Origin of the sequence: Azospirillum sp. TSO5 (assembly GCF_003116065.1) — a bacterium.
Classification (GTDB): domain Bacteria; phylum Pseudomonadota; class Alphaproteobacteria; order Azospirillales; family Azospirillaceae; genus Azospirillum.
Genome location: NZ_LGQY01000061.1, coordinates 1 through 22,853 on the forward strand (window position 1 = coordinate 1; position 22,853 = coordinate 22,853).

Here is a 22,853-nt window from a genome sequence, read left to right on the forward strand (position 1 = left end):
GGTACAGGTGGCCGGGATCAAATCGGAACAGGTGGCCGGATCCAAATCGGAATCCCTGGCCGGATAAATCGGTATCCGCACTCCAGCGTGATCACCGTCGGCTATCGCCTCCAGCACATGCGGAGGGCCTAGCCGTGGGCGGCTGGATACAGACGAGGTCGGGGAGGCGGATCGACCCTCTCGACCCTCAGCCGGAGGATTTCGACCTCTCCGACGTCGCGCACGCCTTGGCCATGCTCTGCCGGTTCAACGGACACTGTCGCCGCTTCTATTCGGTCGCCGAGCACAGCGTCCACGTCTCCCGGCTCTGCCCGCCGGAGCATGCGCTTTGGGGGCTGCTCCACGACGCGGCCGAGGCTTACCTGTCCGATCTCCCCGGTCCAGTGAAGAAGCGGATGCCCGATTACTCGGCGGCCGAACGGAAGCTGCTTGCGGCGCTGGCCACCCGCTTTGGCTTGACGGCGGAAATGCCCGAATCCGTGCGACTGGCCGACATGGTCATGCTCGCGAACGAACGCGAACACCTCATGCCGCCGTCGGCGGAGCCGTGGCCCGGCCTTCCCGACCGCTGGCCGCGAGTCGCGCTCGCCTGCGACGCTCCCCCGGAGGCCAGCCTCGGATTTCTAAGAAGGTATGAGGAACTTGTGAACGTATACGGAGGTCACCGATGAGCCTTCTTCTCGAAACACCGGATCGCCCGACGGCTGCGGGCAACCGCACGGTGCCACCGCTTCTCGGGGTTGACGTAGGGTTCTCCGAGAAACGGCAGACGACCGGGATCGCCTGGCGAGCCGCCGATGGCAGCGTGGCGTCGGCACGTGCGGGAAGCTCGTGGGCCAGCCGCAGGGACCGGATGCCGACAGGCTTCTCCGCGGCTCTCGCCGCGATCGACGGGCCGCTGCTGCCAGCCGGGTCGGCCGACGATATCGTCAGGGGGTGCGAGAGCGTCTTCCAGCTCGGGGGGTTCCAGCGGCGTTGCAAGCCCGGTATGAGCCATTTCGGAACCGGATTCGCCCTGCGGAAGGCCGCCGCCGAGACTATGGCCCAGCTTGCCGCCGTCCTGGTCGCCGCGCCGGGGGCGTTCCGCGGCCCCAGCCTCTCGCCGGGAGCCGCCGTGGTCGAGGCATTCCCGAACGCCTTTCTCGGCGTGATGCTGCCGCAAGAGCTCCACGAGCGGGTGGGCCGGGTCCGTCGCGGGCGGCGCTTCGACCGGCTGTACGACGCCGCCTGCGCGGCGGGAGTGCTGGCGGAGGCGGCGTCATCATCGACGCTGATGCCCCCCGGCACCGGGACCCGCCTCGCCGAGGAGCGGGATCACGAGAAGCGGGCGGCGCTGCTCTGCCTCTTGACCGCTGCCTACGCCGCGGAGGGCACCGCCGTCACCGTCGGGGACCCGTCCGGCGGCTGGTTCTGGCTTCCGCCCTGGAGGCTGTGGGCGCCATGGGCAAGGGACGAGATCGCAAGGGCCATAGAGCGCGTGCGTGCGAAGGGGTGCGGGGTCGAACTGAACATGGGGGCATAGGTTTGAGGTCCGATCCCATCGGCCGAGTCCGTCCGCCGTAACTTGCCAGAAAGTTTGCCAGGAATTCACATTCAGTTTTGCCAACTCGGTATTCCGGGGGCGCGGACGGCAGGGCATGATCAAGCCAGTTCGCACCCCACCCCGAGGGCAAGATCATGATGACACTGTCCAGCCACGCCGAACGCCGCTGCCAGAACCGCGGCGTTCGCCACGATCTGGTTGCGGCCATCCTTCAGCACGCCGATGTGGACACGGTCATCGGCGACGACTGCCGCCTGCTGCGTGTCCACCGCCGCACCGCGGACGCCCTCGCGCTCGACGACCGACTCGCCCGCTACGCGGTGATCTGGAGCGACACGAACGCCCGGATCGTCACCGTGCTGCCCGTCCACCAGGGACGGCGCGGGCGGCGATACCGGAAGACGCACTGAAAGGCGCCCGGCATGAACAGCGACATCGCCAAGGCACCCGACGCCGACGACCGTCTCGCCAGGATGCGGGCCGTCAAGGAGCGGAAGCTGCACGACATTGAGCTGCTCATCAGCGAGAGCGGCGGGCTGCTCAAGCTCGGGCGCGGCGACGGCCTTGCCGCCGGCACCGCGCTGCGGTCCCTCGCGGACGCGGCGAAGGAGGCCGGCGCCCAGATTTCCGACCTCCCGGAGGGGCTGCCGCGCATCCACCACTATATGGTCCGCTCGAAGGCCGACCTGACCGACCCGAAGGTCATGAAAGGAGAGCGGGAGCGCCTCTCTCTGCGGGCGAAGTGCTTCATGGATCTGGCGGAGGCGGTCGCCCGCATGGCGGGGTTCGACCCGGTGAATGCCAAGGCGTCTGTCTTCGATCGGACGTCGCTCTGGCGGAACCCGGAACACCGGCAGCATGCTGACGAGCTGCACGAGGGCAGCTTCATGCTCGCCATGTTGATCGATGAGATGTCGCAGCGGGTCGCCCGCGACACTGGCCTTGCGGAGCTGTTTAGGCGTGCCCGGCAGATCCCGGGGCGCTGGGACCTGCCGGGCGAGACCTTCCTGCCCGGCGACGACGGCTGTCTGCCGCAACCGGCGTACCAGGGCTGGTTCGAGGCGTGGGAAGAGGCGCCGCCGCTGCCGAGCGTGCCTCTGGTGCGGATTCCCCACGCCATCCTACGGGCGGAGGTCCTTGTAGACCCGGACGGCCGGACGGACGAGGAGGGCGAGGGGACGCCGATCGAGGCCGAGGTCCTGGTCCAGCGGGAAATCCGCCTCTGCCTTGGGCCGACCACCGGCCCGGACAGGATCGGACCCATGTTCGAGTCACGGGCCCACGTCGAGGCGAGGATCGCCGGCACCGGCCCCTCTATCCCGCTGAGTCCGTCCTGCACGTTGTGGCCGATCGTCTGCGGCGATCCCGTCCGGATTATGATCGGGGGCGAATGGCGACGGGCCGTGTTCCGCATCCCTCCTGGGTGCACCCTCGCAGACCCCGATGCGGCTCTGCCCGACCCGATGATGTGGGATTTCACCCCGCTCGACGCGGACCGGCAGCACGCCGAGAACTACTACGTCTCCTGGACGCCCGTCGATGCGGACCACGTGGGCCTCTGGCTAGACCGCTCGGCGTCGCGGGACGGGGTTCCCTGCCTGCCCGCCGGAGGCGAGGGCGAGGGGACGCCGGGGGCGACTTGGTTCCCCCGTTCCCGGTCGGCCCACCACGTCGAGGCCGCGCTCCGGAACGGCGTCCTCGAAGCGGCGCTGAAGGGTGCCGTGACCCGGCTACGGGAAGCACTCGACCGGCATGAACAGGAATGGCGCAACGCCGCGTCCGCAGCGACGCACGAGCTGATCGCCAAGTGGCGCGACGACCTGAACGAAGGAGACATCGGCGATGATCGCTGAAACCGACACCCTGGCCTTCGCCGACCGCACCGAGACCCGGGCCAGGTTGAACGCGAGCGCTTCCCGCTATTACGTCTACCTGCTCGGCACCCCGGACGGACAGCCGTTCTACGTCGGGAAAGGGTGCGGCGACCGCGTCTTCCAGCACGAAGCGGAGGCACGGGGGACGCTGCGGCGGTCGCACAAGCTCAACCTGATCCGCAAAATCCTTAGGACGGGGGGCGAGCTGCGGTACGCGCTGGCCGCCTTCTTCGACGACGAGTCCGACGCTCACAGGCTGGAACGCGGACTGATCCGTCGCATCGGCCGGCACGATCTCGGAACGGGGCCGCTGACGAACCAGACGGACGGCGGCGAGGGCACCGCCAACCCGTCGGAAGAGTCGCGTCAACGTCGGCTCGCCTCGCTCGGCGGAGAGGCCGACGATCCCGACCGCCGGGTCGTCAACGCATTCTTCGCGGAGATTGGAGGCCCTCAACCCTCGGTTCCGATCAAGCCCGTCGCTTGGAAGAAATTTGAACCGCTTTACCCCAGCATCAAGACGATCAATCCGCAGGAACGGATGGCGAAGGCGATCGTCGCGAGCGCCGCGGCGAACGGCATCATGCTCGTTCCGGGAACCCCGATACCCCGGCGGCTCACCATTCGCGGCGGCGAGTATCTAATCGAAAACGGGTGCGGACGGGAAATGATCAAAGCCGGGCTCGTAGGACCGCCCAAGCCCGGCGCACATCCTCGGGACGAGACGATGCCTCTGACCCGGCTCGGACTCAGCTACATCCGAAGGAGCTTCGGAGAACCTCGCTTGGTCGAACTCGGGGTCCTCGACCCGTGACGGCACTTTCACTTCTGGGATTGAGGAGCCTTCTGGCCTTCGCCATCCTTGTTCGCCGCCGGCAACTTCACCGTCACGATGATCCCGACTTCACCCGGTTGCGATCCATCTTGGCTGGACGAGGCACGACGACAGCATCAACGACGTGCGGCAACTTGAGCAAACCCTGACAAAACTCGTGGTGCTCCTCCGTCCGCGCCGAATCGTCCCAGACGAACGCGATCATCTGCCGCCATGGACTGCCCTTGCAGAAATAAAGCCCGGTGTCCTCGCTCACTTCCCCGATCATGTCGGCGAACGACACCGTCGGGCGCAGGAACTTCACCTCGATGATCAAGCCCAGCGACGGAATGGCAAGATCGACCCGGGGATGCTTTTGGCCGAGGGATTCCAAATATTCTTCATCTTCCAAATCCGGGAACAGCGGGGCCAGAATCACCCAAAGAAGATCCTGAACGTGGTATTCATTCTCCACATCCCACCGTGCGGGAAGCGAACGCGTCGTCTTCGCCTTCTCCTCCCATGGCCAGCGGCGAAGGGAAGACGGCACGCGTCTGAGGATGCGGGAGACATCCTCCACCTCGATATCCGACAGGCGGACGGACATCCTTTCGGATATCAGTTGCTCGAAGGCTGCAAGCATCACAGCCGCGCGGGGAGCGTCACCGGACAGTTCATCCAGTCCGATGATCGTTTCCCAGGCTGGATTGCCCGCCCCGACATATCCGTTCAGAACCCCCTTAACAGTCAGGGCGACGCGAAGCTCAGGGACAACCTGGGGCTCGATGTCGTCCGTCCGCGGCAAGCCCAGCACGAGCTTGGCGGCCGATATGAGAGACCACTCCCAAGAGCCGCGCTGGAACGAGTCCATCGACTGCGTTGCCAGCCCATCGAGCCATTTCAGCACGTCTTCGCCGGCATCGACGGCTCGAAGCGCCAGAGCAACACCGAGCATGGCCAGGCAGTCGTGTTCAAATGCCCGGGGGCGACCGGGAATGAAGTACCGCCGGCTCGTCAGCCAGGACAACCAGTCGGAAAAAGCGTCCGGCGGCAGGACCGGCCTACCCGCCGCGCGACTCGCAAAACCGAGCGCGGCAACATGTACGGCCGAGCGAGCCGCTCCGACAGTGCCCGCAACCTCGGATGCCACTTCGTTGGGGAAGTCTCCCATACCACGCATCCAGGCGACGAAAGCGCGTACGTGGACGGGAGCGTCCGGCGGGACGTCCGCACGCCCTGCCAGCGTTGCCCTCATCATCGAGAGATCGGGGCCGCCGCTCACAGGAACCACCGTGTGCGGCCCGTGGGGGACCACATAGCGTCAGGGTCCCACTCCGCCGTATCTCTCAGACCTGTCAGCATCTGCGCGATCAGGTCTGAATACAGAATTGTGATCGGAAGCGGGCTGGGGTCGAACATGCGCCACGAATGGCACGCGAAGTCGTATGCTTGGCGGGTCAGGTAACGGAGATCGCGGAACGACGACTTCCGGTGCAGGCGCAGAAGGAGGGGCGCCGGAATGCCCTGGCCGGCGAGCTTCAGCTCTTTGGCCCCCGTCAGCGTCAGCAGCGCCTCTTCATCGTTCAGTTCGGCGACCGTCCCACGCACCGGAGCGTATATTCCTTTCCAGGAATCGCCGCTCCGCACCCCGGAGTTCCCCTCGTCGAAGAGGACATAGGGGTGGTCGTCTACGACGTGTATGAAGGCGAACGAGACCCGATCAAGCCCCAGGTCCGCGACGGTGCGCTCGATCGCCTCGGCCTCCCGGCCCTTGAACGGTTTGAAAACATGGAACACCAGGCGGACGGCGTCGCTGCTCCGCCATGCGTCTTCTTCCCGGACGCGGGTGATGGTCCGTTTGAGCGACCGCTGGAGTTCGGTGGCATACTGATCGAAGGGCACCGCGGCGGTACGGTCTTCGAGAAGGTAGCGGCCTTCGCTGGTGAACACCGTCGTGATGCCGACCGTCCGCTCTCCGGCGCCGAACCGGCCCGCCTTGACGGTATGCGAGCCGAGTCCGATCACGAGTTCATGATCGGTGTTCGGCTGTGAGCGCAGCAACCACGGAACTCCGCCGATTTTCGCGTAAACGGCGAGGCTGATGTTGCTCATGGCGCATGCGAGCGGAAAGGACTTCATCCTGATCGTGTCGAGCGTCACCTCCTGCACCTGGATGCCGCGCTTCAGAAGGATTGCCTTTGTGACGAAGTAGGGGTTCCTGCTGCCCGGCAGAAGGCGGAAGTCAGCCGAGATTTGCACGAACGCGAAGTCCCATTCGAAGCCCCCTTCCACCGCAGCCTCCAAGGCTTGCCTGCATGCGGAAGCGTATGCGTCGGCGCCCGTGCCGGATGCGACGAACGTCTCGACGCGGGCATCGGTGAGGCCGAAACGCCTGATAAACCCCCGGCCATGCGGCACCATGTCCGGCATCCCGTCACGCCCGGGCCGCCGGGCATCCGGCATGCCTTCGAGGAATCGGGCGACAAACTCGCTTGTTTCGCCCCGGTGCTGAGCTTGGCAGATGACAGCGATTCTGAGCCGCTTCGGCGTGAAGTCGCGCTGGTCATACGGGCCGTGAGTGTCTATGCCACGCTGGCTCCACGTGTCCGTGTGCACGCCGCTCGGATTGAAGACCAAAGTCGGCTTGCTGAGGTTCTCAATTCGCGGGAACCAGTCCCCCCGGCTTCGCTCCGCGACCGGGCCCAGTTGGAGCAGCACCCCAGGGGCAAGCTCGATGTTCTGTCTCCGAATCCACCCCAAGCTTGCCTTCATGAGCGCGGCTCTGTTGTCCCCTCTGCGCTGCTCCGCCTCGATGGCGTCCACATCGCGCAGCAGGCGGGATGCCCTGCTGCCAAGCAGCGCCTGCACGCACGCAGCCATATTCTCCCGCTTCGTCTCCAGGAATGCCTCGCGGGCATGAACCACCGGGTAGCCGTCAGCATGATCGTCGAGGCGAAGAAGTCCGCCCTCGACCGCGACAACGCGGCCGACGATCCTGAGACGGTCCTCGATGCGGCTGTCATAGTCCGCCTGGCGAACGGCGACATACCTGCCAATCAACGGGACGCCGAATTCGAGAAGCCGCGAGCAGGGCTCGCCGATCACGTTGCGGACCCTGGCATCGCAGAGAAGCATAGGTCCCGGAGCACGGCCGGATCTCGCGACCACCCGCGTTTCGAAGGTCAGGACGATACGCTTCTCCAGCCATGGAGGAGCCTCGGGCGGATACAGATTTCCAAGCTTTTTCGCCAGCACGCGCAGAGGGCGGGAATTGAGGATCGTGTACCCTTGATTGTTTCGCATGTGGCGAAGGACCGCCTCGGAGGCGAGTGAAGCCACGAGACCCGGATTGTCTGCCGGATCGATCTCCGTCGCCGTCCCGGGAGCGTCGATATCGGAGGTCAACGCGACGGCCAATATCCGACCGTTTTTGGAATCCCTTTTCAGCAGCACCCGTCCAGCCAATTCGGCACGAAGCCTTCGAAGAGTTTCCTCATCGTAAGGCAGCACCCCAACCCGCAGACGGGTCCTGTCGGGAAAGCAGATAGGGGCGGCGTTCAGCACGAACTTTTGCGGCGGCAAAGGGCATCACCATTACATCCGAGGGCGCTACCTAGGGATTGTAGATCTTCTCGCAATCCGCGTCATCGCTGTCATCGACGTGTTGCCCCCTCTCGCCTGAATGGCTGGATGCCCAGAGCAAACCCTGAAAATGAACGTCACTCCAACATCAACCCGAGTGGGTTGCGCTCTGCCTCCGGATGGAATGAGATGATTGCTGGCTCTCCTGCCTCTGAGGAGCGGACGGAAAACGCGCTCGCCATGCATCAGCCCGCGCAGCGCCGGGCCACCGATCTCCCGCGAATTCGTGGTATCGTGCCGTCTCCCACCAGCGGCGGCGGCAATCTCATGGACGTGGCACTCGGCACCCTGGAGCACATCGATCCCCGAACCGTCTGGAGGACGGAAGCCGGGGCCTTCACGCCGTGGCTCGCGAAGAATATCGACCGCCTCGCTGAGGTGCTCGGCCTCGACCTCGAAGTGACCGAGACCGAAGGTGCGGTCGGCGATTTCGCGTGCGACATCGTCGCTCGCGACCTTACGAGCTCCCGGCCCGTCATCATCGAAAACCAGCTTGAACCCACAGACCACCGTCACCTCGGCCAGCTCATCACCTACGCCGCGGGTCTGGACGCGGCCGTGGTGGTCTGGGTCAGCCGCGAGGTCCGCGAAGAGCACCGGCAGGCGATCGACTGGCTCAACCGGCACACCGACGAGGGGATCGAGTTTTTCGCTGTTGTCGTCGAGCTCGTCCGCATCGGGGACTCCGTGCCGGCGGTGCTTTTCCGCCCCGTCGCCTCGCCGAACGCGTGGGGGAAGGCGACCGTCGAGGCGAAGTCGGCGCCGAGTGAACGGAGTGCCGCCTACCAAGCCTTTTTCCAGCAGGTCTTCGACGAGCTCCGGATAAAGCACGCCTTCACGAACGCCAAGGTAGCCCAGCCTCAGAACTGGTACAGCTTCAAGTCGGGAAACACGGGATTCTACTACAACGCAACCTTCGCGAAGGGCGGTAAGCTGCGTGCGGAGCTCTATATCGACACGCCGAACAAGGCCATGAACAAGGCGGCCTTCGACTATTTCCTCGGCCTCAAGGGCGAGGTTGAGAGCGAGATGGGGGCCTCGCTCGACTGGGAGCGTCTCGACAACGCCCGTGCGAGCCGGATTTCCGTTGTGCTGCCCGACACCGACATCGACGATGCGGCCGTGCGGTCCGACGAGATGCGTTCTTGGCTGGTCGGGCAGCTTTTGAAGATCAAAGCCACGTTCGGCCCCCGGATTCCCGCGGCCCTGGCATCCGCGAAAGCGGCCGTGCCCGCCTCGGTGCCCACCTGACCCGAAGGGCTTCGGGTCTTCGGTTGCAGCCTGACTCCTACGGGAGTGAACGGTCACTGATTGACGCCAGCGCGGGTCCGGCACCGAAAAGCCTGATCGCTATTTCCACAACGATTTGAGGCATTGATCAAATTCAGACGCCGCACCTTGTTTCATCTTAATCACTCCGGAAACGAGCACCGCATCCTTTTTATCGAGAAAAAGACGGGTCATAATTACACTTCCATCTTTTTTTCATCGCTTTTGCCAATCGGTTAATATCGTTTTCATCAAATCTGAATGAGAACTGCGACATACCGTCATTTGGGACTGTCATCAAATTATAAGGATCTAACTTGATCGTCGGAGCATCTCCAATATTGAAAAAGCTATTTGTATTTACAACAGGAGCATAAGCATTAGTGCTCCGACTGTATTCGCTTGTAAGTGTGGTCAGCGATGATATTCTATCTTTTCCTATTGCCAAATGAATCTGTGTGGCATACTGTTTATCTGAGACAAATGTCGCCGTGTACGCCATTCCGCATGACATCAACGTCGCAGAGCTATCGACATAAAACGTCGATTTGGCATTGAAAGAAATGCCTGATACTGTTGAATCAGCTAACGCGAGGCGATTTGCAGATAGCAACACTACAACTGATGCAATGCCGGAAGGCCACTTCGCGTCAGCACGCTTTCCGCCCGACCAACAAACGCTTTGTGTTTGCATGACGACATATTATCGTCGATTCCACAAGATCGATATGCATGCAAATGGGGGAGGGGATCATGACGGAAGCCGCTGAAATCGACTGCTTCGCCCGTGCCGCCGCCTACCTCGGCGCGATCGCCCGCCGGGGCGGGGCCGACGTGGACGTCTACAAGGAGGTGGACCGCGACGGCTTCGACTACGACGGCATGAGCTTCGACGGCGAGGCCGCCAGGGGCGAGCTGCGCATCTACTCCGCCGAATGCATCAAGATCGGCGCCGACGTCGGCGGACGGCCCTTTACGGGTGAGTTCCGCACCCTCGAAGCGGCCTGCCTCGCCGTGCGGCTGCTGGTGGACGGGGCGGCGGCCGAGGCGGAGGCCGTGCCGCCGGGCTGGGAGTCGGGACGGGATGCCTTCGCCGTCGAGGGGTTCTTCGACGTCACCGCCAAGGCTCTGCGGTTCTTCCGGGGCTTCGCCGACATCGACCCCGAGGGACGCGGCGCCGTCCGCTCCGCCGTCGGCAACGAGGGAATGGGGGCGCTGGCGAAGATCGCCGAGATGCTCCGCTCGGTCGAACTGGTCGCCGAGGGGCCAGAGGAGGATGCCGCCGCGGCATGCACCGTGTAACCCCGGAGCCCCCGAAGCATTGCGGATCTCACCCGATAATAGGATTAGGAGTGGCAACACAAACGTTCTGAGCAACGCGGGCTTCTGAGCCGCCGTCAAAACCCGTCCGTAGCCAAACACCGCCACTCCATCGTCGCCTACAGTCAGAAAACCTCTCGCCTATACAATTAGATGGACGAATTGGTCGTTGGCCGTCGATCTGTCTATTGGGCAATAGGCCGTAGCCAGCTAAACTAAGTGCCGTCAGGTTTTCTTCACAGATTTAGCCTTCGAAGGAGCCTTTGTGCCTTTAGCCTTGGTTGGAACTGGCTCCCGAGCGCAGTCTGCGAAATAGGCACCCGAGCCAGATATCACTCGGCTGCGTTTGTCATACTCATTGGCCCATGTGATGAGCCCATCCCTGTCGTCTACATCAGGAATTGTAGTTTCGTAAACCAGTGCAAGGTACTGTGAATTGCGATGAGACCAGAAGAATTTCCCAGCCAGAACCCGCTCCCTATAAACGCGGAGCTTCTGAACAAGTGCTGGCAATAAGGTTGACAGGATAGGTCGGGCCGCGAAGTAGGATATACCGTCCCATCCATCCTTCTCCGACTTCATGGTCCAATAATCATGCCGCTTCCAGAACTTCTTGTCGTTATCGTCACTCCATAGAGCGTCGCCGTCATTCCAGAGAAGAATGCTGCAGACCTGTAGCAGTTCGTGGAAATCGTCGGGTTCATGCAGTGGCGATCCGGCGTCATAGTGGAAGCTGTCCGCCAGCAGCGTAAGGAACGGCTTCAGCCGTCGAAGTGCCATCATATGCGCGGCGACCACTTCAGTGATATTTGGCTGATATGCCTGCAAAATGGTAGCGTATTTCGCAACGCCGATGTTGTCGTCTCCCTCGGGCAAAAACTCGATTGATTTGCTAGACTCACCGCCATCTATTTGGGCACTGGCCTGCCAGAACAGATTCGCTGTGACGTAAATCTTTTTGCTTGCAAGATCGACTGCATAGGCGACAACGCTTGTACGGAAGCTCAGCTCACACCAATAGCGGAGCGTTGATTGTTTGATCCCGCCCACAGAAGGCGTGCCATCCCTGCGAAGCTTCAGCTTCTCGGCCGACTTTACCTGAATTTTGATTGCGCGGCCGGTGACTTGGTCGCCCCGGACCAGCTCCAGGTCGAGATCGATCCCATAATCATTCTCTGTTTGGCTACGAAAGATTCCCAGACCTCCAAGCTTGTACTGCACGATTGCAAGCGACTCTGCTTCCGATTTCTTCTGCTTTGTTCTTGTTGGAAGTTTCATAGCTACACCCGCTCCGGCTTGGATCATCGAATTTCATTCAAAAAAATACAAGGATAGCAAGCCGCAGGCAAGATGAACGAGGGTCAGACAAACGGTAGTGGCCACAAAATCAAGCAGATGTAGGGACAAGCGGCAGCCAATGTCCTACCATCGAAGTCTACTATAGGCGTGGTGTCCAATGAACAGCCAGATGGATTCAGCACAGCATTCGGCAGCCCCGTATTCTCCACACTCTCCTGCGCTCTTGACGATTCGATGATGCAGAGGCCCCATCTTGGTTAGGGGTGGACAGACCGGCCTGCGGTGCGTCATTCCTGTGGCCGGTCAGGTGAGGAGCGCGGAGGTCAACGATGGCGTTATTCCAGGTAGCGGTTCCGCAGGAGCTGGTCGGCGACCTTGAGGAGAGCTTCTATCAGGGTCCGATGCTGAATGCCGCAGGTATCCGCCGGCTCGATGAGGAGCTGGTGGACCGGCTGAACAAGATGTCCATCGTGATCCAGTCCGACGAACACCCTCCTCCACATTTTCACGTCAAGTTCTCTGGCCAGAACGTGAGTTTCAGCATCGCGGACGGAACGCGGTTGACAGGCGGGCTTGAGCGGTACGAGCACAACATCCGCCGCTGGTGGAAGGATCATCGCTGCACGCTGATCCGGGTCTGGAACAAGACCCGGCCTACGGACTGCCCGGTCGGCCCGGTGCCCGTTCCGCCCGAGTGCCCGTCCGGCGATTAGCCCTAAGCCCCCTGGCCTCCATTGCTAGGTGTCGGACTGAAAGAAACCGGGGAAGACAAGCCGCATCCCATCCCGCACCGCCGCCTCTGACGGACGGACCTTCGTCCGCGGAAGGAGGCATCCCAAAAGGGACCTCAGCCCGAGCAATTCGACAAGCCACCTTCCGTCCCGGTCGAGAACCAGTGAATAATCGCTGAGGCGCATAAGGCAGGATCGCCATCCGGTGGGCTCCCAGCGGCTCCGACCTACTTCGCGGGAAACATCCCCCAAGCGTCTAGCATGGCAGGCGAGGCGACCCACGGCACCGCTCCGGAACGCGTCAAGCCCCGGCCAGGATCTGGTTGCGCCTTCGTCAGGGCGTGACATATCGCGCTCTCGGTCTTGATGCGCCTGTACCCCGGCCTACCCCATTTGGGAGGCGTCCCCTCTACGTGACGCATTGAAAATAGGCCGCTCGTATGCTCCGATAAGGGCTGATAGCGGTGCCAAGATGCCATCATGCCGTGTCTGCGAGATAATCAGCAGATACCGAGCGAAGACATGCGGAGAAGGTGAAATGATTTCTCGGCGTGCGTTCACGATCGCTGCGGCGACACTTCCAGTTTTAAATGCAGCTAAAGTTTGGGCTATCGAAGAAGGAGCTCCGGTCGCTGAATTGGATGACCTAACGTACCCATCATTCGATATCATCAACCCGGTTAATCAGTTTGGACGGGCAGAACCCGATGAACAGCAGAAGGAAAAAGCTAAGCGAATATGGACCGCCGCCCCGAAGGGTCCCCGCCCGATCGACGTTGTTAACTACTTTATCGATAACTTCAATCAAGCCGATCCTGAAGCAATCTCGCAGTGGCCAAACGCTGAGGCTTGGAATCCTCTGGTTGTCGAGTTTTTCAGGTCCACAAATTATAAGGCAGAGAACGACTTAGTTCCCTGGTGTGCTGCATTTGCAAATTGGTGCCTGAAGCGAACCAACAGAATTGCGAGCGGCAGCGCAGCCTCACAATCCTTCTTGGATCCCCAAGCATATGCGTTTACCAATAATCCAAAGATCGGGGATTTGGCAGTATTCACGTGCTATAATATAGATACCGGAAAATCTATCGGCCTCGGGCACGTCGCCTTTGTAGCAGGGATACCTACAGCCACGCAGATTTTAGTCGCCGGTGGCAATCAAAGCAACGACGGAAGGTCAATGATCTGTCGCAGAACGTATCCACTTGGCCCCGTTCGAACTTCTCGAACTGTAAATGGGAAAAGGACACCGGTTGACTTTAAGATTAATACATACATCTCCATCACCTAGGAGGCATTTATGCGTTTACTGATGCTCACGCTATGCCTATCCCTAACGACACCAGTGTTCGCCGCATCCCAGAAAGAGATTTTTGATAACAATGCCCGTGCTGTTGTTTATCTGGAAGTACGCGACAGCTATGGCAATGTTAACGAAACAGGAAGCGGATTTGTAGTCTCGCACGACGGCCATATTGTTACAGTTGCTCATATAAAGACCGATCCGTCGAAACAGCTTTGGGCAGTCATTGGCCAACGTTCTGGGACTGCATTTCCACTAACACTTCGTGAAAGAGATGAAAGTAACGATGTGGCTCTGTGGCAACTCCCGCAAAGCCCTGTGTGTAGGCAGTCCGTTGTCATCTCCAGCAAGCCGGTAGCTGCGTTAGATCCCGTACTCTCTCTCGGGTTTCCTGGGAGGTCCGGCCTGACCACAAACAGCCTCACCATCAACAATCTTCAAACCGATCGCGGCTTTTATAAGACAGACGGATTTCTAGAGCCGGGCAACAGTGGCGGTCCGGTTTTCAATCAAGCGGGCCAAGTGGTGGCTATTGTGCAGGGCGGCGGACTGCCTGGAACCGAGAATAATGAAATTGTTCCGATTGCCCTGGCTATCAATCTCATCCGAAAAAGGAATGTTACAGCAAGTATCGACACAGCGTCTCCGTACAACGAAAGTTGCTATTCGCCTTGCCGTCACCCGGAACATGGAATTGCATCGTGGACAAAAGAGCAGCCATGGTCTGAAAGTTCTGGCTGGATGGGCGGCGGAAACAATCCGCGCTCTGTGTGTGGAGGCATTGCCAGTAGCATTAAGACGAGAAATAAGGCAGATGATGTTGAAATCAAAAATACGGGGGAGTCTTCAAAAAAAGATGTCTTTGGGCACCTAGAATACCAATATCACTGCTCCGGAGTTATGAGGTTTGGCCCAATATACGCGGAGAAACGTTCTCCGTCATGCGGGCTGTGGAATTAATGTCGGGAGAAATCGCTTATTCGAGCGCGAGCTACTCAGCTAAAACATAATATAACAACATAGCATGCATTCGAGCAATGGTGGCAAGGAGCCCATGGGCTCCTTGTGGGCCGCCTACTTGCGGGCAAGGCCCGCAGCGACCACTTGGCTCGCCTCGACGACCTCGGCGGCCAGCGCGATCAGGGCGGCGATCTTCCGCATGCGCTCCGTGTTCATGACACCCTCCATCGTTCGATCCTCACCATGCCAATATGATGACACGTTGAGGGCATTATGTCAAGTGTCTTTGTCTACTTTTTTGAATTCAGGTCCGCCCTATGCCCGGGTTGGTTGTGGCCGGACTGCGAGACGGGTGCGGCGTTGCCAGAACAGGGCCATCGAAGAGGGCTGAAGAGGCCCGAACAGGGCCAGCAGCTCGCCCACGGACTTCCGTCCGTCCGCCTTCCCGGAGATGCCGCTGGCGGATTCCACCGCACGGAACCGGGCGCCCGCGTAGATTTCGCGGGTGAGGGGGGTGTCGCGCCCGGAGACGACGACCGGGATGCCGCGGCCCGCCAGTTCTCGGGCGGCGTCCGCGAGGCGGCGGTGGTCGCCCTCGCCGAAGGACGTCGGCCCGAAGCGGTCGAAGGTCTCCTTCGCCCCCGGCGTGGGCAGGCAGGGCGGATCGAGGTAGACCCCGTCGCCCGGCTCGACCTTGGAGAGCGTCTCCTCCCACGGGCAGGCGGCGAACTCGACGCTGCACCCCTTCGCCTTGCCCGCGAAGGCGGCGATCTCATCCGCCGGCAGGTAGACGCTGGTCCCCTTGCCCCAGGGCACGTTGAACGCCCCCGATCGGGAGTAGCGGACGAGGCCGTTGAAGCCGGCACGGTTGCAGTAGAGGAACATCGGCGCCCGCACGGCGGACCCCGGCAGTTCGCCGTTCATCGCCTCGCGGATGCGTTCGTAGGCTTCCCTCGTGCAGCCGCCGACGACCAGGAAGCGGAGCCTGTTGACCAGCCAGTTCGGCTCGGTCACCGCGACGCGGTGGCAGCCGACGGGGTCGGCGTTGAGGTCGGACAGCAGGTACGCGGGGAACTCGGTGCCGCAGAAGAGGGCGCCCGAGCCGCAGAAGGGATCGACGAGGCGTCTCGCCCCGGCGTCCAGCAGGGCCTGCCCGACGGTCGCGGCCAGACGGCGCTTCCCGCCGGGCCACTTCAGGTAGGGGGTGAAAGCAGCCATGGTCCGCCTCCCGTCCGCTCAGGACACGGGCAGGAGGGAGAGCTGTCCGCCGCAGTCGGCGGCCAGCAGGCTCCGCGCCCCCACGTCGAACACGAGCGGCTCAAGACCGGCGGGGACGCGGGCCGTCGGGACGCCGTCGGTCAGGCGGTCGAGGAGGACGGGGCGGGCGATCAGGAAGGCCAAGAAGGATTCCCCCGTGACCTCCTCGACCTTGCGGACGCCGTTCAGCACCTGGCCCAACTGCCCTGCGACGCCTCCGCAGGCGACCGCTTCGAAGGGATGCACGAGCCATCCGGCGGCGTCGGCCACGCGATCCTGGAGCACCAGCTCGCGGACGCGGGCGGCGGCCAGCCGGCGGCACAGGGCCAGCGGCAGCGTGCCGCGGAGGATGGCGCGGACGGACTTCTCCGTCCGCCGTCCGCCGCCCGAGAGCACCTCCGCCACGATCGCCGCACGGGCGCCGGCCTCGACCCCGGACACCGGGCCGGCGGGCACGCCGTCCAGGACGACGCGGGTGTCGCCGCCGGGCTTCCTCGGGTCGGAGAACCGCACGGTCCAGCGGCCCCCGCCGTCGCTGCGCATCAGGAACCGCTCGCCGTTCACCAGCCCGGAGCTCCTGTAGACGCCGTCCTCCACCTTCCTCGCCATCGCCCCCTCCGTTCCGTCCGGTTTGTCCCGTTCGCATCCATGCATAATACAATACGGTGGTTTTGTCAAGTATTACGAGCGGCAGCACGGAGGGGGCGGCGACCGCCCGAAGCCCCCAGAAGGAAAAAGGGCGGCCTGCGCCGCCCATCTTCGTACATCCCGACAAGGAATCTCCCCGCCCCGGAAGAGGTTTTTTAGGATTTCGCCTTTCTCGTGTCGGGCTTCTTCTTGTCGCCGTTCTTGGTCGTCTTGGCGGGAGGCTGCTGGGCAACGGCGGTGACCGGAACGTCTCCATCGGCGACAGAGCGAACGGACGCCGAGGCGACCGTCTCCGTCTGGACACCCTTGGCGTCCGCCTCCGGCTGGACGCCCTTGGAGACGGCCTCCGTTTCCATCACGCCGTCGTCGTGCTTGGCATCGGCGATCCAGATTCGGGCCTTGCGCTCGGGCACGAGCACGACCTGATCCGTGTTCTTGCCGCGGTCGAGATACTCGTACCAGCGCCCGGAGGAATCGCTGACCAGCGTGCCGCCGGCGGTCTGCACGGGCAGGCCGAAGGACGGCTTGCCGCGGCTGGCGTGCATCGCGAACTGCGTGTTGCCCGCCCAGACCAGCCCGCGGCTGTCGTATGCGTCCATGGGGATGAGCTTGTCGTCCTTCATCTCCAGGACGTAGGCCCGGCCCTGGATGCGCAGGGCGACGACGACGTGATGAAAGCTGCCCTTGAAGCGTGAGCCGAGCGACAGGACGGTCAGGTCGTCCTCGCCGAAGCCGAGTTCCCGGAGGGCGACGAACTTGGACATCGCGTAGTCGTCGCAGTCGCCGCCGATCCCGAAGCTCTCGGCCGGGGTCTTCCATTCGTTCGCGACGTCGTCCTTGTACCCGAACGCCTTCGAAATCCACTTCTGCACCGCCACGGCCTTGGCCTGCGGACCCCCTTCCATAGCGCGGATCTCGGCGATCTTCTCGTCCCAACCCGCCGGGCGGCGGACGGAATGGCGTTCCATGATCTCGCGGATCTTGCGGGAGCGCTCGTCGCCGGCGGCGGCCTTCAGCCGCGGGAAGGCGAGGTCGGGGGAGGCGAGGGGGGCCATGTAGGAGATGCCGCCGTGTTCCCACACTACCCACGTGTTCGACGGGCGGACCCGGCCCGTCTCGACCAAGCTTTCGGCGGCGTGGCCGAGGACCGACATGTCATGCCCGGCGTCGCGGTAGGCCCGTATCGCGTCGAGGGTCTTCACGCCGGACCTGCCGTCCAGCACCCCCGGATCGAAGCCGGCCGCCTTCAGCGTCCGCTGTATCGCCAGCATGTCCATGTCCGTCGGCGGCTCCGAGCCCCGGCGGGGGAGGGCGGACGCAGCCGCCGGGAGCGCCGCCAACTCCGTGGTCGTCTGGTTGCCGAACGCCGACAGCCGGACCTTCGTCCTCGCCTCAGCGCTCCCCGAGCCGACCATCGCGATCACGGCGGCGGCCGCCAGCAGAATCCCGTTCCTCATCCCTTCTCCTCCTTCCGAATACCCCTCCATCGGCTGCTCAAGGGGTTAAGTTATGGTATGCAAACACTTGCGGTTCAGTGAGCCTCGCCGCTCTCCTCCGCCGGCGATGTCGGCGCCTTCTCGGCGACCTCGACCACCAGGTCGGCCACCCCCATGCCTCGCCAGGCATAGCCTTGCCAAGGCTGTGCCATCACGGCGTAAACGCCGAGGACCGGGGCGCAGCCGGACAGCGCCAGGACCAAGGCCGCAGCCGCCACCACCTTCTTCACGCCGCCGATCCCGTCGGCGTAGGGTCTCGATTCAATCGCCATTTCGCCTTTCCCTGCCTTCCTTCATCGGCGACAGAAGGCTCCGCCTCACGGCTGAGACCAGACGTCGATCGATGGTGAACGGATGTGTGTCATTCATAACACGCACTGACAATATATGCAAATCATTATGGCTTCAGACCCTTGACTTTTCAGGTTCTTTCCCTACCGCCGCTCCGGGAAAAGAAAGGGGGCGGATGTTCCGTCCGCCCCGTCCTTCTCGCCCGGTCCTTCACGTCATGGCACAGCCCTGCGGGCAGAGCCTGCTGGGCATGGCACACGCAGTGGCGTCTGCCTCTGCGATGCCGAGCAGCTTCGCAGCTCGTCTGCGGAGCATCGGGTGAGACCCGAAGCCCTTCGGGTCAGGAGTTCGCGATCTTCCAGGAGCCGTCAGGCTGGAGACACGCCTTTCCGAACGCCTCCTGCGCCTTGCCGCTGACGGTGACCTTCTGCTGGTACTCGCGGCAGAAGGGCTCGGCCGACGCCTGCTCGGCCCGCTTCGCCCTCGAAGAAGGCTTCTGCGACGGCTTGCCCTTCGTCGCCGGCGGGGTTCCTTCTTCGTTCACCACGACGGTCTCGACCTTGGTTCCCGTCTCCGGGTTCGTCCAGACGACTGCCTCGCCGACGCCCTTCTTGTCGAGCGCGGTATGGGCGGTGTTCTGCAACGCCAGCTCGTCGGCCTTGTCGAGCGAGGCGCCGATCTCGTTCCCGAGCCAGCCGCCGAGCAGCGTGCCGACGCCGGTCGCCACCAGCTTGCCCGTGCCGCCGCCGAACTGGGAGCCGACGACGCCGCCCACCACGCCGCCGAGGACGGTGCCGACGCCCTGTTTGGTGCCCATGTTCGTCGCCGAGCAGGCCGACAGGCCGATGGTCAGGACGGCCGCCGCCGAGACGGCTTTCAGGATTCTCGTGTTCATCTCCGCTTCTCCTACTTCAGTTCGTGTTTCCGAATCTCACCAGGCCCCTGTTGAGGGCCACGCCGAGGCCGAGCAGCACCAGACCGAGCACAATCCCAAGCCCGGCGCCGAGCGGGACGCCTGCCAGCAGTCCGATCCCCACGCCCGCCAAAGCCGGACCCGCCCCGGCCCGCTTGAGGCCGGTGGCCTCAAGGGCTTCCCTGGCCACCTTCGCGGCCTCGTCCCTGTTCATGTTCACTCTCGCGTCCATCTCTCGTTCTCCGTCTGTTTCGTTTTTGCATGTCAACACTTGTTGCCGCCGCGTCCGCGGCGTCAGCCGATGTAGAACCCGGTCTCGGTCTTCGTGACGCTGAGCGATCCGCCGCTGACGAGCGACACCGCGAGCGAGGCCCGTCCGAACAGGTCGCGTCCGACGGCGGACAGAACGGCGTCCGCATCGACGGCATCGCCCTCCAGTATCGCCCCGGTGATCTCCTGCACCCTGGCGGCCGCACGCATGGCGGAGCCGGCAACGGCGAACGGGGCGTAGCCCGACCAGTCCTTCCACAGCCCCAGAAGCACCGGGCCCCCGTCCGCGACAAGGTCGGCCCCGTCCGGCAGCTCGGCGCCCATGACGGCAAGCCCCTCGCGCACGCAATCCGCGAGCGTCGCGTAGACCTCCGCGAGCACCGACAAGGTCGCCATCCGGTCGCCGCTGTCGGTATCGTCGGAACCCTCGAACGCCAGCAGCGTGAATCCGTCCGCCCCTTCGAGCGAACGCCCCGCCATCAGCGCGGAGAGCAGGCAGCCTTCCAGCCGCTGCCCGATGTCTTGTGAATGAACCGTCCCGTCGTCCATGACCGCCTCCCGCCTATGGCACAGCCCTGCGGGCCGAGCCTGCTGGGCATGTCTGCATGTGAACAGATATGGCACAGCGTAAGCGACGGGATTCCCGATGTCAAAGCAAAGGACGCCGATTTCGGCAGAGGACAGGAATCCATCTGCCTACATGACAACATATTTTATTCTGATTTGTAGATTTTTCGGTTTGTAGCAGGGAACCCCTCGCGCTATCATCCGAGGCTGTGGTTCCCGCCGGGGGTGCAAAAGATTGGCCCCCGAAGCTCTGGAAAGCTCGGGGGCCTGATCAACAGTTCAGCAACGCTTTGGAGAAGTGCCGTGAACGCAAGAGCAGTCGTAGCGCAGGGCGAATCGCCGTGCAAGGGAAATTTCTCTCTCTCATCGATTAACAAGTTGGCATGCGGTCAGACGAACGGTTCAGGCAGAATGCTTGACCGTTCTCCTTCCGTGCCGAAAGACCGCAGGGCGCCGAACGCCGCCAACCTCGGCTTCGTGCACCCGCTGGTCCGGTCGCAGATGCCCTCGGAGCCGCTCGACTTCCTGGCGATGCTGGGCGAGCGCCGCCCGCTCCAGAACGTCCGCATTCTCCCCGGCGAGGGCAAGAAGGTTCTCCCGACCGCAGACGGCGTCGCCCGCGTTCAGAAGGTCATCGGCGAGGCCATGGACCTCTTCTTCGTGCGGGTCCTCGCCCGCGAGGAGGCCCAGCGGGAGGGTCAGGAGGTCGGGAAGCCGCTCATGATGGTGGTCCGCACCGAGCCTGGCGTCGGCAAGACGAAACTGGCCATCGACCACGCCGTGGATTTCGTCCGCCGCAACCCGCAGGCGTTCGTCGAGACGGAAGACGGACAGAAGGGCTATGGGCGCGTCCCCGCAATCATCGCGGCCCCGTCCTATGCGCTGGCCGGCGAGATCGAGTCCCGCCTGCTTGAGACCATCGGCGACGCCCCGCTGACCGTGGGCTGGTTCGAGGGCAAGGCGAAGGCCGGATGCATTCGGAGCGAAGAGCTGGGGCTGCTGAACGGCTCCGGGCTGTCCTCGCACAACTTGTGCCGCATGAAAGAGAAGGACGAGGAGACCGGCGCCTGGGGCTGGTCGCTCTGCAAGCACTTCTTCGCCTGCCCGGTGCAGCGCCAGCGTGCGATGTGGAGCAGCGACCCGCTGGGTCGCGGCGTCTGGATCGACGGCAAGCTTGAAAGGGGGATGGCGGGCCGGTTCGAGGGCGGGATCGCTTCGCACCCGGACTTCGCTCTGACCGTCCACGCATTCGCCGGCCTCGGGGTCCAGGCGTACCTGCTGAAGAACCCGCGTTTCGCCGTGGTCGATGAGGACGTCTCAGGGCAGATGCTGAACGAGGCCACCTTCCCGCTCTCCGTGCTGCTGTCGCCGGGACGCGACACCCCGGCGATGACCAAGAAGGAGATCGCGGCGAAGGTGATGCCCGAGGAGCTGTCCGCCGACTACGCCGCCGTGGCGATGGTGGCGGGCCGCGGGCTGGTGTCCGCCTCGGGCGACCGCTCCTGCCCGGTCGAGGCGATCGTCGCCGAATACGAGAAGATGCGCCGCGAACGTCTGATGAAGATGGCCCCCCCGCTGTGGGAAGGCCGCCCCGGCTACAAGGCCAAGGTCATCGAGATGCTCCGCGAGGACATCAAGCTCGCCAAACGCTTCGCGTGGGGCGCGGCGGCCTCGGGGGAGGCCTACGGCCCGTCGTCCGACATCGAGAAGATCCGCGAGGTCTGCTCGCACGCCCGCTCGCCTCACGCCCGTCAGGAATGGCGGTTCTGGAAGATCGTCGAGGAGCGGCTCGACCTCCTCTGCGACCCCGAGAGGACTCCCGCGAGGCCCCGCGAGGAACGCATCGCCCTGGACGGCACGACGGTCGAAATCTCCTGGCGCTCGGAGTTCGCCTGGGGCGACACCGACACCCTGCTGCTCGACGCCTCCGCCTCCCGCGAGGTGGTCGAGGCGGTCTTCCCGGCGCACGAGGTCGTCTTCATCGACGCCACCCTCGCCGGTGTGGGATCGACGCTTCCGCAGCGGAACGTCGCCGTCATGGGCCGCACCTTTTCGTCATCCAGCCTGCACCCGCCTGCGGGTGCCTCCGGAGACACGATGCGGAAGGCGGCGCTTCAGTGCATCGCCCTCAAGAGGGCCTGCGACGCCGTCGCGATGGCGCACCCCGGGGAGCGGATTCTGCTCTGCACGACGACCAAGGTCGAGCGCGGCGTGCTGTCCGATTGGGTCCCCGGCGGGACTGCCGCGGCGGCCAACTTCGAGTTCGGGATCGAGGACGGGATGTCGGCCGAGGACGCCCGCGTCGCCGTCGAGCACTACGGAAACACGCGCGGGAAGGACGGCTACAAGGACTGGAACGTCCTCGGAGCGATCGGCAAGCTGGAGCCGCCGGACGCCAACGTCCGCCGCCTCGCCCGCTGCCTGAACTACGACCGCCCCGAATGCGCGGACGATGTCCGCCCGCCCGCCGCCGGCTGCTCCGCGGACGATCCCAAGGCCCCCGAGATCCGCCGTCTTCGGCACCGCGACGGACGGATCGTCGAGGTCACCGTCTGGACCTACCGGAACCGCGACGAACGGGGGTCACTACACGAAAGTGATCAGATTGTCCGGGATGTGAGAACGGACTGGGAACTCATGCTGCAAGCAAGGACTGCAT

Annotated in this window: 22 protein-coding genes; 11 read left to right on the top strand and 11 right to left on the bottom strand. The window is 63.4% G+C overall.

The annotated features are described in order from the left end of the window. Positions 1-134: 134 nt before the first annotated feature. From TSO5_RS17350 to TSO5_RS17370, 5 genes are all read left to right on the top strand, one after another. Positions 135-671, top strand: a complete 537-nt coding sequence (locus tag TSO5_RS17350; RefSeq protein WP_109152724.1) for a phosphohydrolase — start codon at positions 135-137, stop codon at positions 669-671. Positions 672-853: 182 nt separating this feature from the next. Beyond that, on the top strand, positions 854-1,522 hold the full coding sequence (locus TSO5_RS17355) for a hypothetical protein (protein WP_247870798.1): 669 nt from the start codon (positions 854-856) through the stop codon (positions 1,520-1,522). 155 nt (positions 1,523-1,677) lie between these two features. After that, positions 1,678-1,953, top strand: coding sequence for a hypothetical protein (locus tag TSO5_RS17360; protein ID WP_109152726.1), 276 nt, complete (start codon positions 1,678-1,680; stop codon positions 1,951-1,953). Between the two features lie 12 nt (positions 1,954-1,965). Next, positions 1,966-3,396, top strand: a complete 1,431-nt coding sequence (locus TSO5_RS17365; protein ID WP_109152727.1) for a hypothetical protein — start codon at positions 1,966-1,968, stop codon at positions 3,394-3,396. Continuing rightward, positions 3,386-4,231, top strand: coding sequence for a GIY-YIG nuclease family protein (locus TSO5_RS17370; RefSeq protein ID WP_109152728.1), 846 nt, complete (start codon positions 3,386-3,388; stop codon positions 4,229-4,231). Before TSO5_RS17365 ends, TSO5_RS17370 begins: the two co-directional genes overlap by 11 nt. 73 nt (positions 4,232-4,304) lie before the next feature. On the opposite strand, the gene TSO5_RS17375 is transcribed toward TSO5_RS17370, so the two are convergent. After that, complete coding sequence (locus TSO5_RS17375) at positions 4,305-5,402, bottom strand: hypothetical protein (RefSeq protein WP_146203791.1); 1,098 nt, start codon at positions 5,400-5,402, stop codon at positions 4,305-4,307. A gap of 107 nt (positions 5,403-5,509) precedes the next feature. Further along, positions 5,510-7,813, bottom strand: coding sequence for a hypothetical protein (locus TSO5_RS17380; protein ID WP_158282440.1), 2,304 nt, complete (start codon positions 7,811-7,813; stop codon positions 5,510-5,512). Positions 7,814-8,002: 189 nt separating this feature from the next. On the opposite strand from TSO5_RS17380, the gene TSO5_RS17385 reads away from it, so the two are divergent. Continuing rightward, complete coding sequence (locus tag TSO5_RS17385; RefSeq protein ID WP_158282441.1) at positions 8,003-9,124, top strand: DUF4268 domain-containing protein; 1,122 nt, start codon at positions 8,003-8,005, stop codon at positions 9,122-9,124. Between the two features lie 190 nt (positions 9,125-9,314). Here TSO5_RS17385 and TSO5_RS32280 read toward each other — a convergent pair whose 3' ends face one another. Further along, on the bottom strand, positions 9,315-9,836 hold the full coding sequence (locus TSO5_RS32280) for a hypothetical protein (protein WP_146203793.1): 522 nt from the start codon (positions 9,834-9,836) through the stop codon (positions 9,315-9,317). 59 nt (positions 9,837-9,895) lie between these two features. Between TSO5_RS32280 and TSO5_RS17390 the strand changes: the two genes are divergently transcribed. After that, entirely contained in the window at positions 9,896-10,444 is a 549-nt protein-coding gene (locus TSO5_RS17390) for a hypothetical protein (RefSeq protein ID WP_109152732.1), read from the top strand. Positions 10,445-10,687: 243 nt separating this feature from the next. Here the strand turns inward: TSO5_RS17390 and TSO5_RS17395 are convergent, their stop codons facing one another. Continuing rightward, positions 10,688-11,767 (bottom strand): DUF4365 domain-containing protein, encoded by a 1,080-nt coding sequence (locus TSO5_RS17395; protein WP_109152733.1) that lies wholly within the window; start codon positions 11,765-11,767, stop codon positions 10,688-10,690. Positions 11,768-12,090: 323 nt separating this feature from the next. On the opposite strand from TSO5_RS17395, the gene TSO5_RS17400 reads away from it, so the two are divergent. From TSO5_RS17400 to TSO5_RS17415, 3 genes are all read left to right on the top strand, one after another. After that, positions 12,091-12,474 (top strand): DUF4160 domain-containing protein, encoded by a 384-nt coding sequence (locus TSO5_RS17400; RefSeq protein ID WP_109152734.1) that lies wholly within the window; start codon positions 12,091-12,093, stop codon positions 12,472-12,474. A gap of 556 nt (positions 12,475-13,030) precedes the next feature. Next, positions 13,031-13,780 carry a CHAP domain-containing protein gene (locus tag TSO5_RS17410; RefSeq protein WP_158282442.1) on the top strand — a complete coding sequence of 250 codons (750 nt, stop codon included), beginning with the start codon at positions 13,031-13,033 and terminating at the stop codon, positions 13,778-13,780. Between the two features lie 9 nt (positions 13,781-13,789). Continuing rightward, positions 13,790-14,752 (top strand): serine protease, encoded by a 963-nt coding sequence (locus TSO5_RS17415; RefSeq protein ID WP_109152737.1) that lies wholly within the window; start codon positions 13,790-13,792, stop codon positions 14,750-14,752. A 315-nt stretch (positions 14,753-15,067) separates the two neighbouring features. Here TSO5_RS17415 and TSO5_RS17420 read toward each other — a convergent pair whose 3' ends face one another. The 7 genes from TSO5_RS17420 to TSO5_RS17450 all read right to left on the bottom strand — a co-directional run bounded on the left by TSO5_RS17420 (position 15,068) and on the right by TSO5_RS17450 (position 20,176). Then, the gene (locus tag TSO5_RS17420) at positions 15,068-15,970 is read right to left on the bottom strand and encodes a Dam family site-specific DNA-(adenine-N6)-methyltransferase (RefSeq protein WP_109152738.1); all 903 of its coding nucleotides are present in this window, start codon (positions 15,968-15,970) and stop codon (positions 15,068-15,070) included. 18 nt (positions 15,971-15,988) lie between these two features. Beyond that, on the bottom strand, positions 15,989-16,618 hold the full coding sequence (locus TSO5_RS17425) for a hypothetical protein (protein ID WP_109152739.1): 630 nt from the start codon (positions 16,616-16,618) through the stop codon (positions 15,989-15,991). Between the two features lie 194 nt (positions 16,619-16,812). Further along, positions 16,813-18,114 carry a transglutaminase-like cysteine peptidase gene (locus TSO5_RS17430; RefSeq protein WP_158282443.1) on the bottom strand — a complete coding sequence of 434 codons (1,302 nt, stop codon included), beginning with the start codon at positions 18,112-18,114 and terminating at the stop codon, positions 16,813-16,815. 74 nt (positions 18,115-18,188) lie between these two features. Further along, the gene (locus TSO5_RS17435; RefSeq protein ID WP_109152741.1) at positions 18,189-18,425 is read right to left on the bottom strand and encodes a hypothetical protein; all 237 of its coding nucleotides are present in this window, start codon (positions 18,423-18,425) and stop codon (positions 18,189-18,191) included. A 359-nt stretch (positions 18,426-18,784) separates the two neighbouring features. Beyond that, the gene (locus TSO5_RS17440) at positions 18,785-19,339 is read right to left on the bottom strand and encodes a glycine zipper 2TM domain-containing protein (RefSeq protein ID WP_109152742.1); all 555 of its coding nucleotides are present in this window, start codon (positions 19,337-19,339) and stop codon (positions 18,785-18,787) included. 16 nt (positions 19,340-19,355) lie between these two features. After that, positions 19,356-19,589, bottom strand: coding sequence for a hypothetical protein (locus TSO5_RS17445; protein WP_109152743.1), 234 nt, complete (start codon positions 19,587-19,589; stop codon positions 19,356-19,358). A 62-nt stretch (positions 19,590-19,651) separates the two neighbouring features. After that, on the bottom strand, positions 19,652-20,176 hold the full coding sequence (locus TSO5_RS17450; RefSeq protein ID WP_109152744.1) for a hypothetical protein: 525 nt from the start codon (positions 20,174-20,176) through the stop codon (positions 19,652-19,654). A gap of 429 nt (positions 20,177-20,605) precedes the next feature. Between TSO5_RS17450 and TSO5_RS17455 the strand changes: the two genes are divergently transcribed. Next, positions 20,606-22,853: hypothetical protein (locus tag TSO5_RS17455; RefSeq protein ID WP_146203794.1), on the top strand; the 2,248-nt coding region annotated here is incomplete at its 3' end.

Bases quoted from the DNA above. Each gene is read 5' to 3' on its own strand.
- TSO5_RS17355 (WP_247870798.1), top strand. From the start codon at position 854: ATGCCGACAGGCTTCTCCGCGGCTCTCGCCGCGATCGACGGGCCGCTG.
- TSO5_RS17360 (WP_109152726.1), top strand. From the start codon at position 1,678: ATGATGACACTGTCCAGCCACGCCGAACGCCGCTGCCAGAACCGCGGC.
- TSO5_RS17365 (WP_109152727.1), top strand. From the start codon at position 1,966: ATGAACAGCGACATCGCCAAGGCACCCGACGCCGACGACCGTCTCGCC.
- TSO5_RS17370 (WP_109152728.1), top strand. From the start codon at position 3,386: ATGATCGCTGAAACCGACACCCTGGCCTTCGCCGACCGCACCGAGACC.
- TSO5_RS17375 (WP_146203791.1), bottom strand. From the start codon at position 5,402: ATGGGAGACTTCCCCAACGAAGTGGCATCCGAGGTTGCGGGCACTGTC.
- TSO5_RS17385 (WP_158282441.1), top strand. From the start codon at position 8,003: ATGATTGCTGGCTCTCCTGCCTCTGAGGAGCGGACGGAAAACGCGCTC.
- TSO5_RS32280 (WP_146203793.1), bottom strand. From the start codon at position 9,836: ATGCAAACACAAAGCGTTTGTTGGTCGGGCGGAAAGCGTGCTGACGCG.
- TSO5_RS17390 (WP_109152732.1), top strand. From the start codon at position 9,896: ATGACGGAAGCCGCTGAAATCGACTGCTTCGCCCGTGCCGCCGCCTAC.
- TSO5_RS17395 (WP_109152733.1), bottom strand. From the start codon at position 11,767: ATGATCCAAGCCGGAGCGGGTGTAGCTATGAAACTTCCAACAAGAACA.
- TSO5_RS17400 (WP_109152734.1), top strand. From the start codon at position 12,091: ATGGCGTTATTCCAGGTAGCGGTTCCGCAGGAGCTGGTCGGCGACCTT.
- TSO5_RS17410 (WP_158282442.1), top strand. From the start codon at position 13,031: ATGATTTCTCGGCGTGCGTTCACGATCGCTGCGGCGACACTTCCAGTT.
- TSO5_RS17415 (WP_109152737.1), top strand. From the start codon at position 13,790: ATGCGTTTACTGATGCTCACGCTATGCCTATCCCTAACGACACCAGTG.
- TSO5_RS17420 (WP_109152738.1), bottom strand. From the start codon at position 15,970: ATGGCTGCTTTCACCCCCTACCTGAAGTGGCCCGGCGGGAAGCGCCGT.
- TSO5_RS17425 (WP_109152739.1), bottom strand. From the start codon at position 16,618: ATGGCGAGGAAGGTGGAGGACGGCGTCTACAGGAGCTCCGGGCTGGTG.
- TSO5_RS17430 (WP_158282443.1), bottom strand. From the start codon at position 18,114: ATGAGGAACGGGATTCTGCTGGCGGCCGCCGCCGTGATCGCGATGGTC.
- TSO5_RS17435 (WP_109152741.1), bottom strand. From the start codon at position 18,425: ATGGCGATTGAATCGAGACCCTACGCCGACGGGATCGGCGGCGTGAAG.
- TSO5_RS17440 (WP_109152742.1), bottom strand. From the start codon at position 19,339: ATGAACACGAGAATCCTGAAAGCCGTCTCGGCGGCGGCCGTCCTGACC.
- TSO5_RS17445 (WP_109152743.1), bottom strand. From the start codon at position 19,589: ATGGACGCGAGAGTGAACATGAACAGGGACGAGGCCGCGAAGGTGGCC.
- TSO5_RS17450 (WP_109152744.1), bottom strand. From the start codon at position 20,176: ATGGACGACGGGACGGTTCATTCACAAGACATCGGGCAGCGGCTGGAA.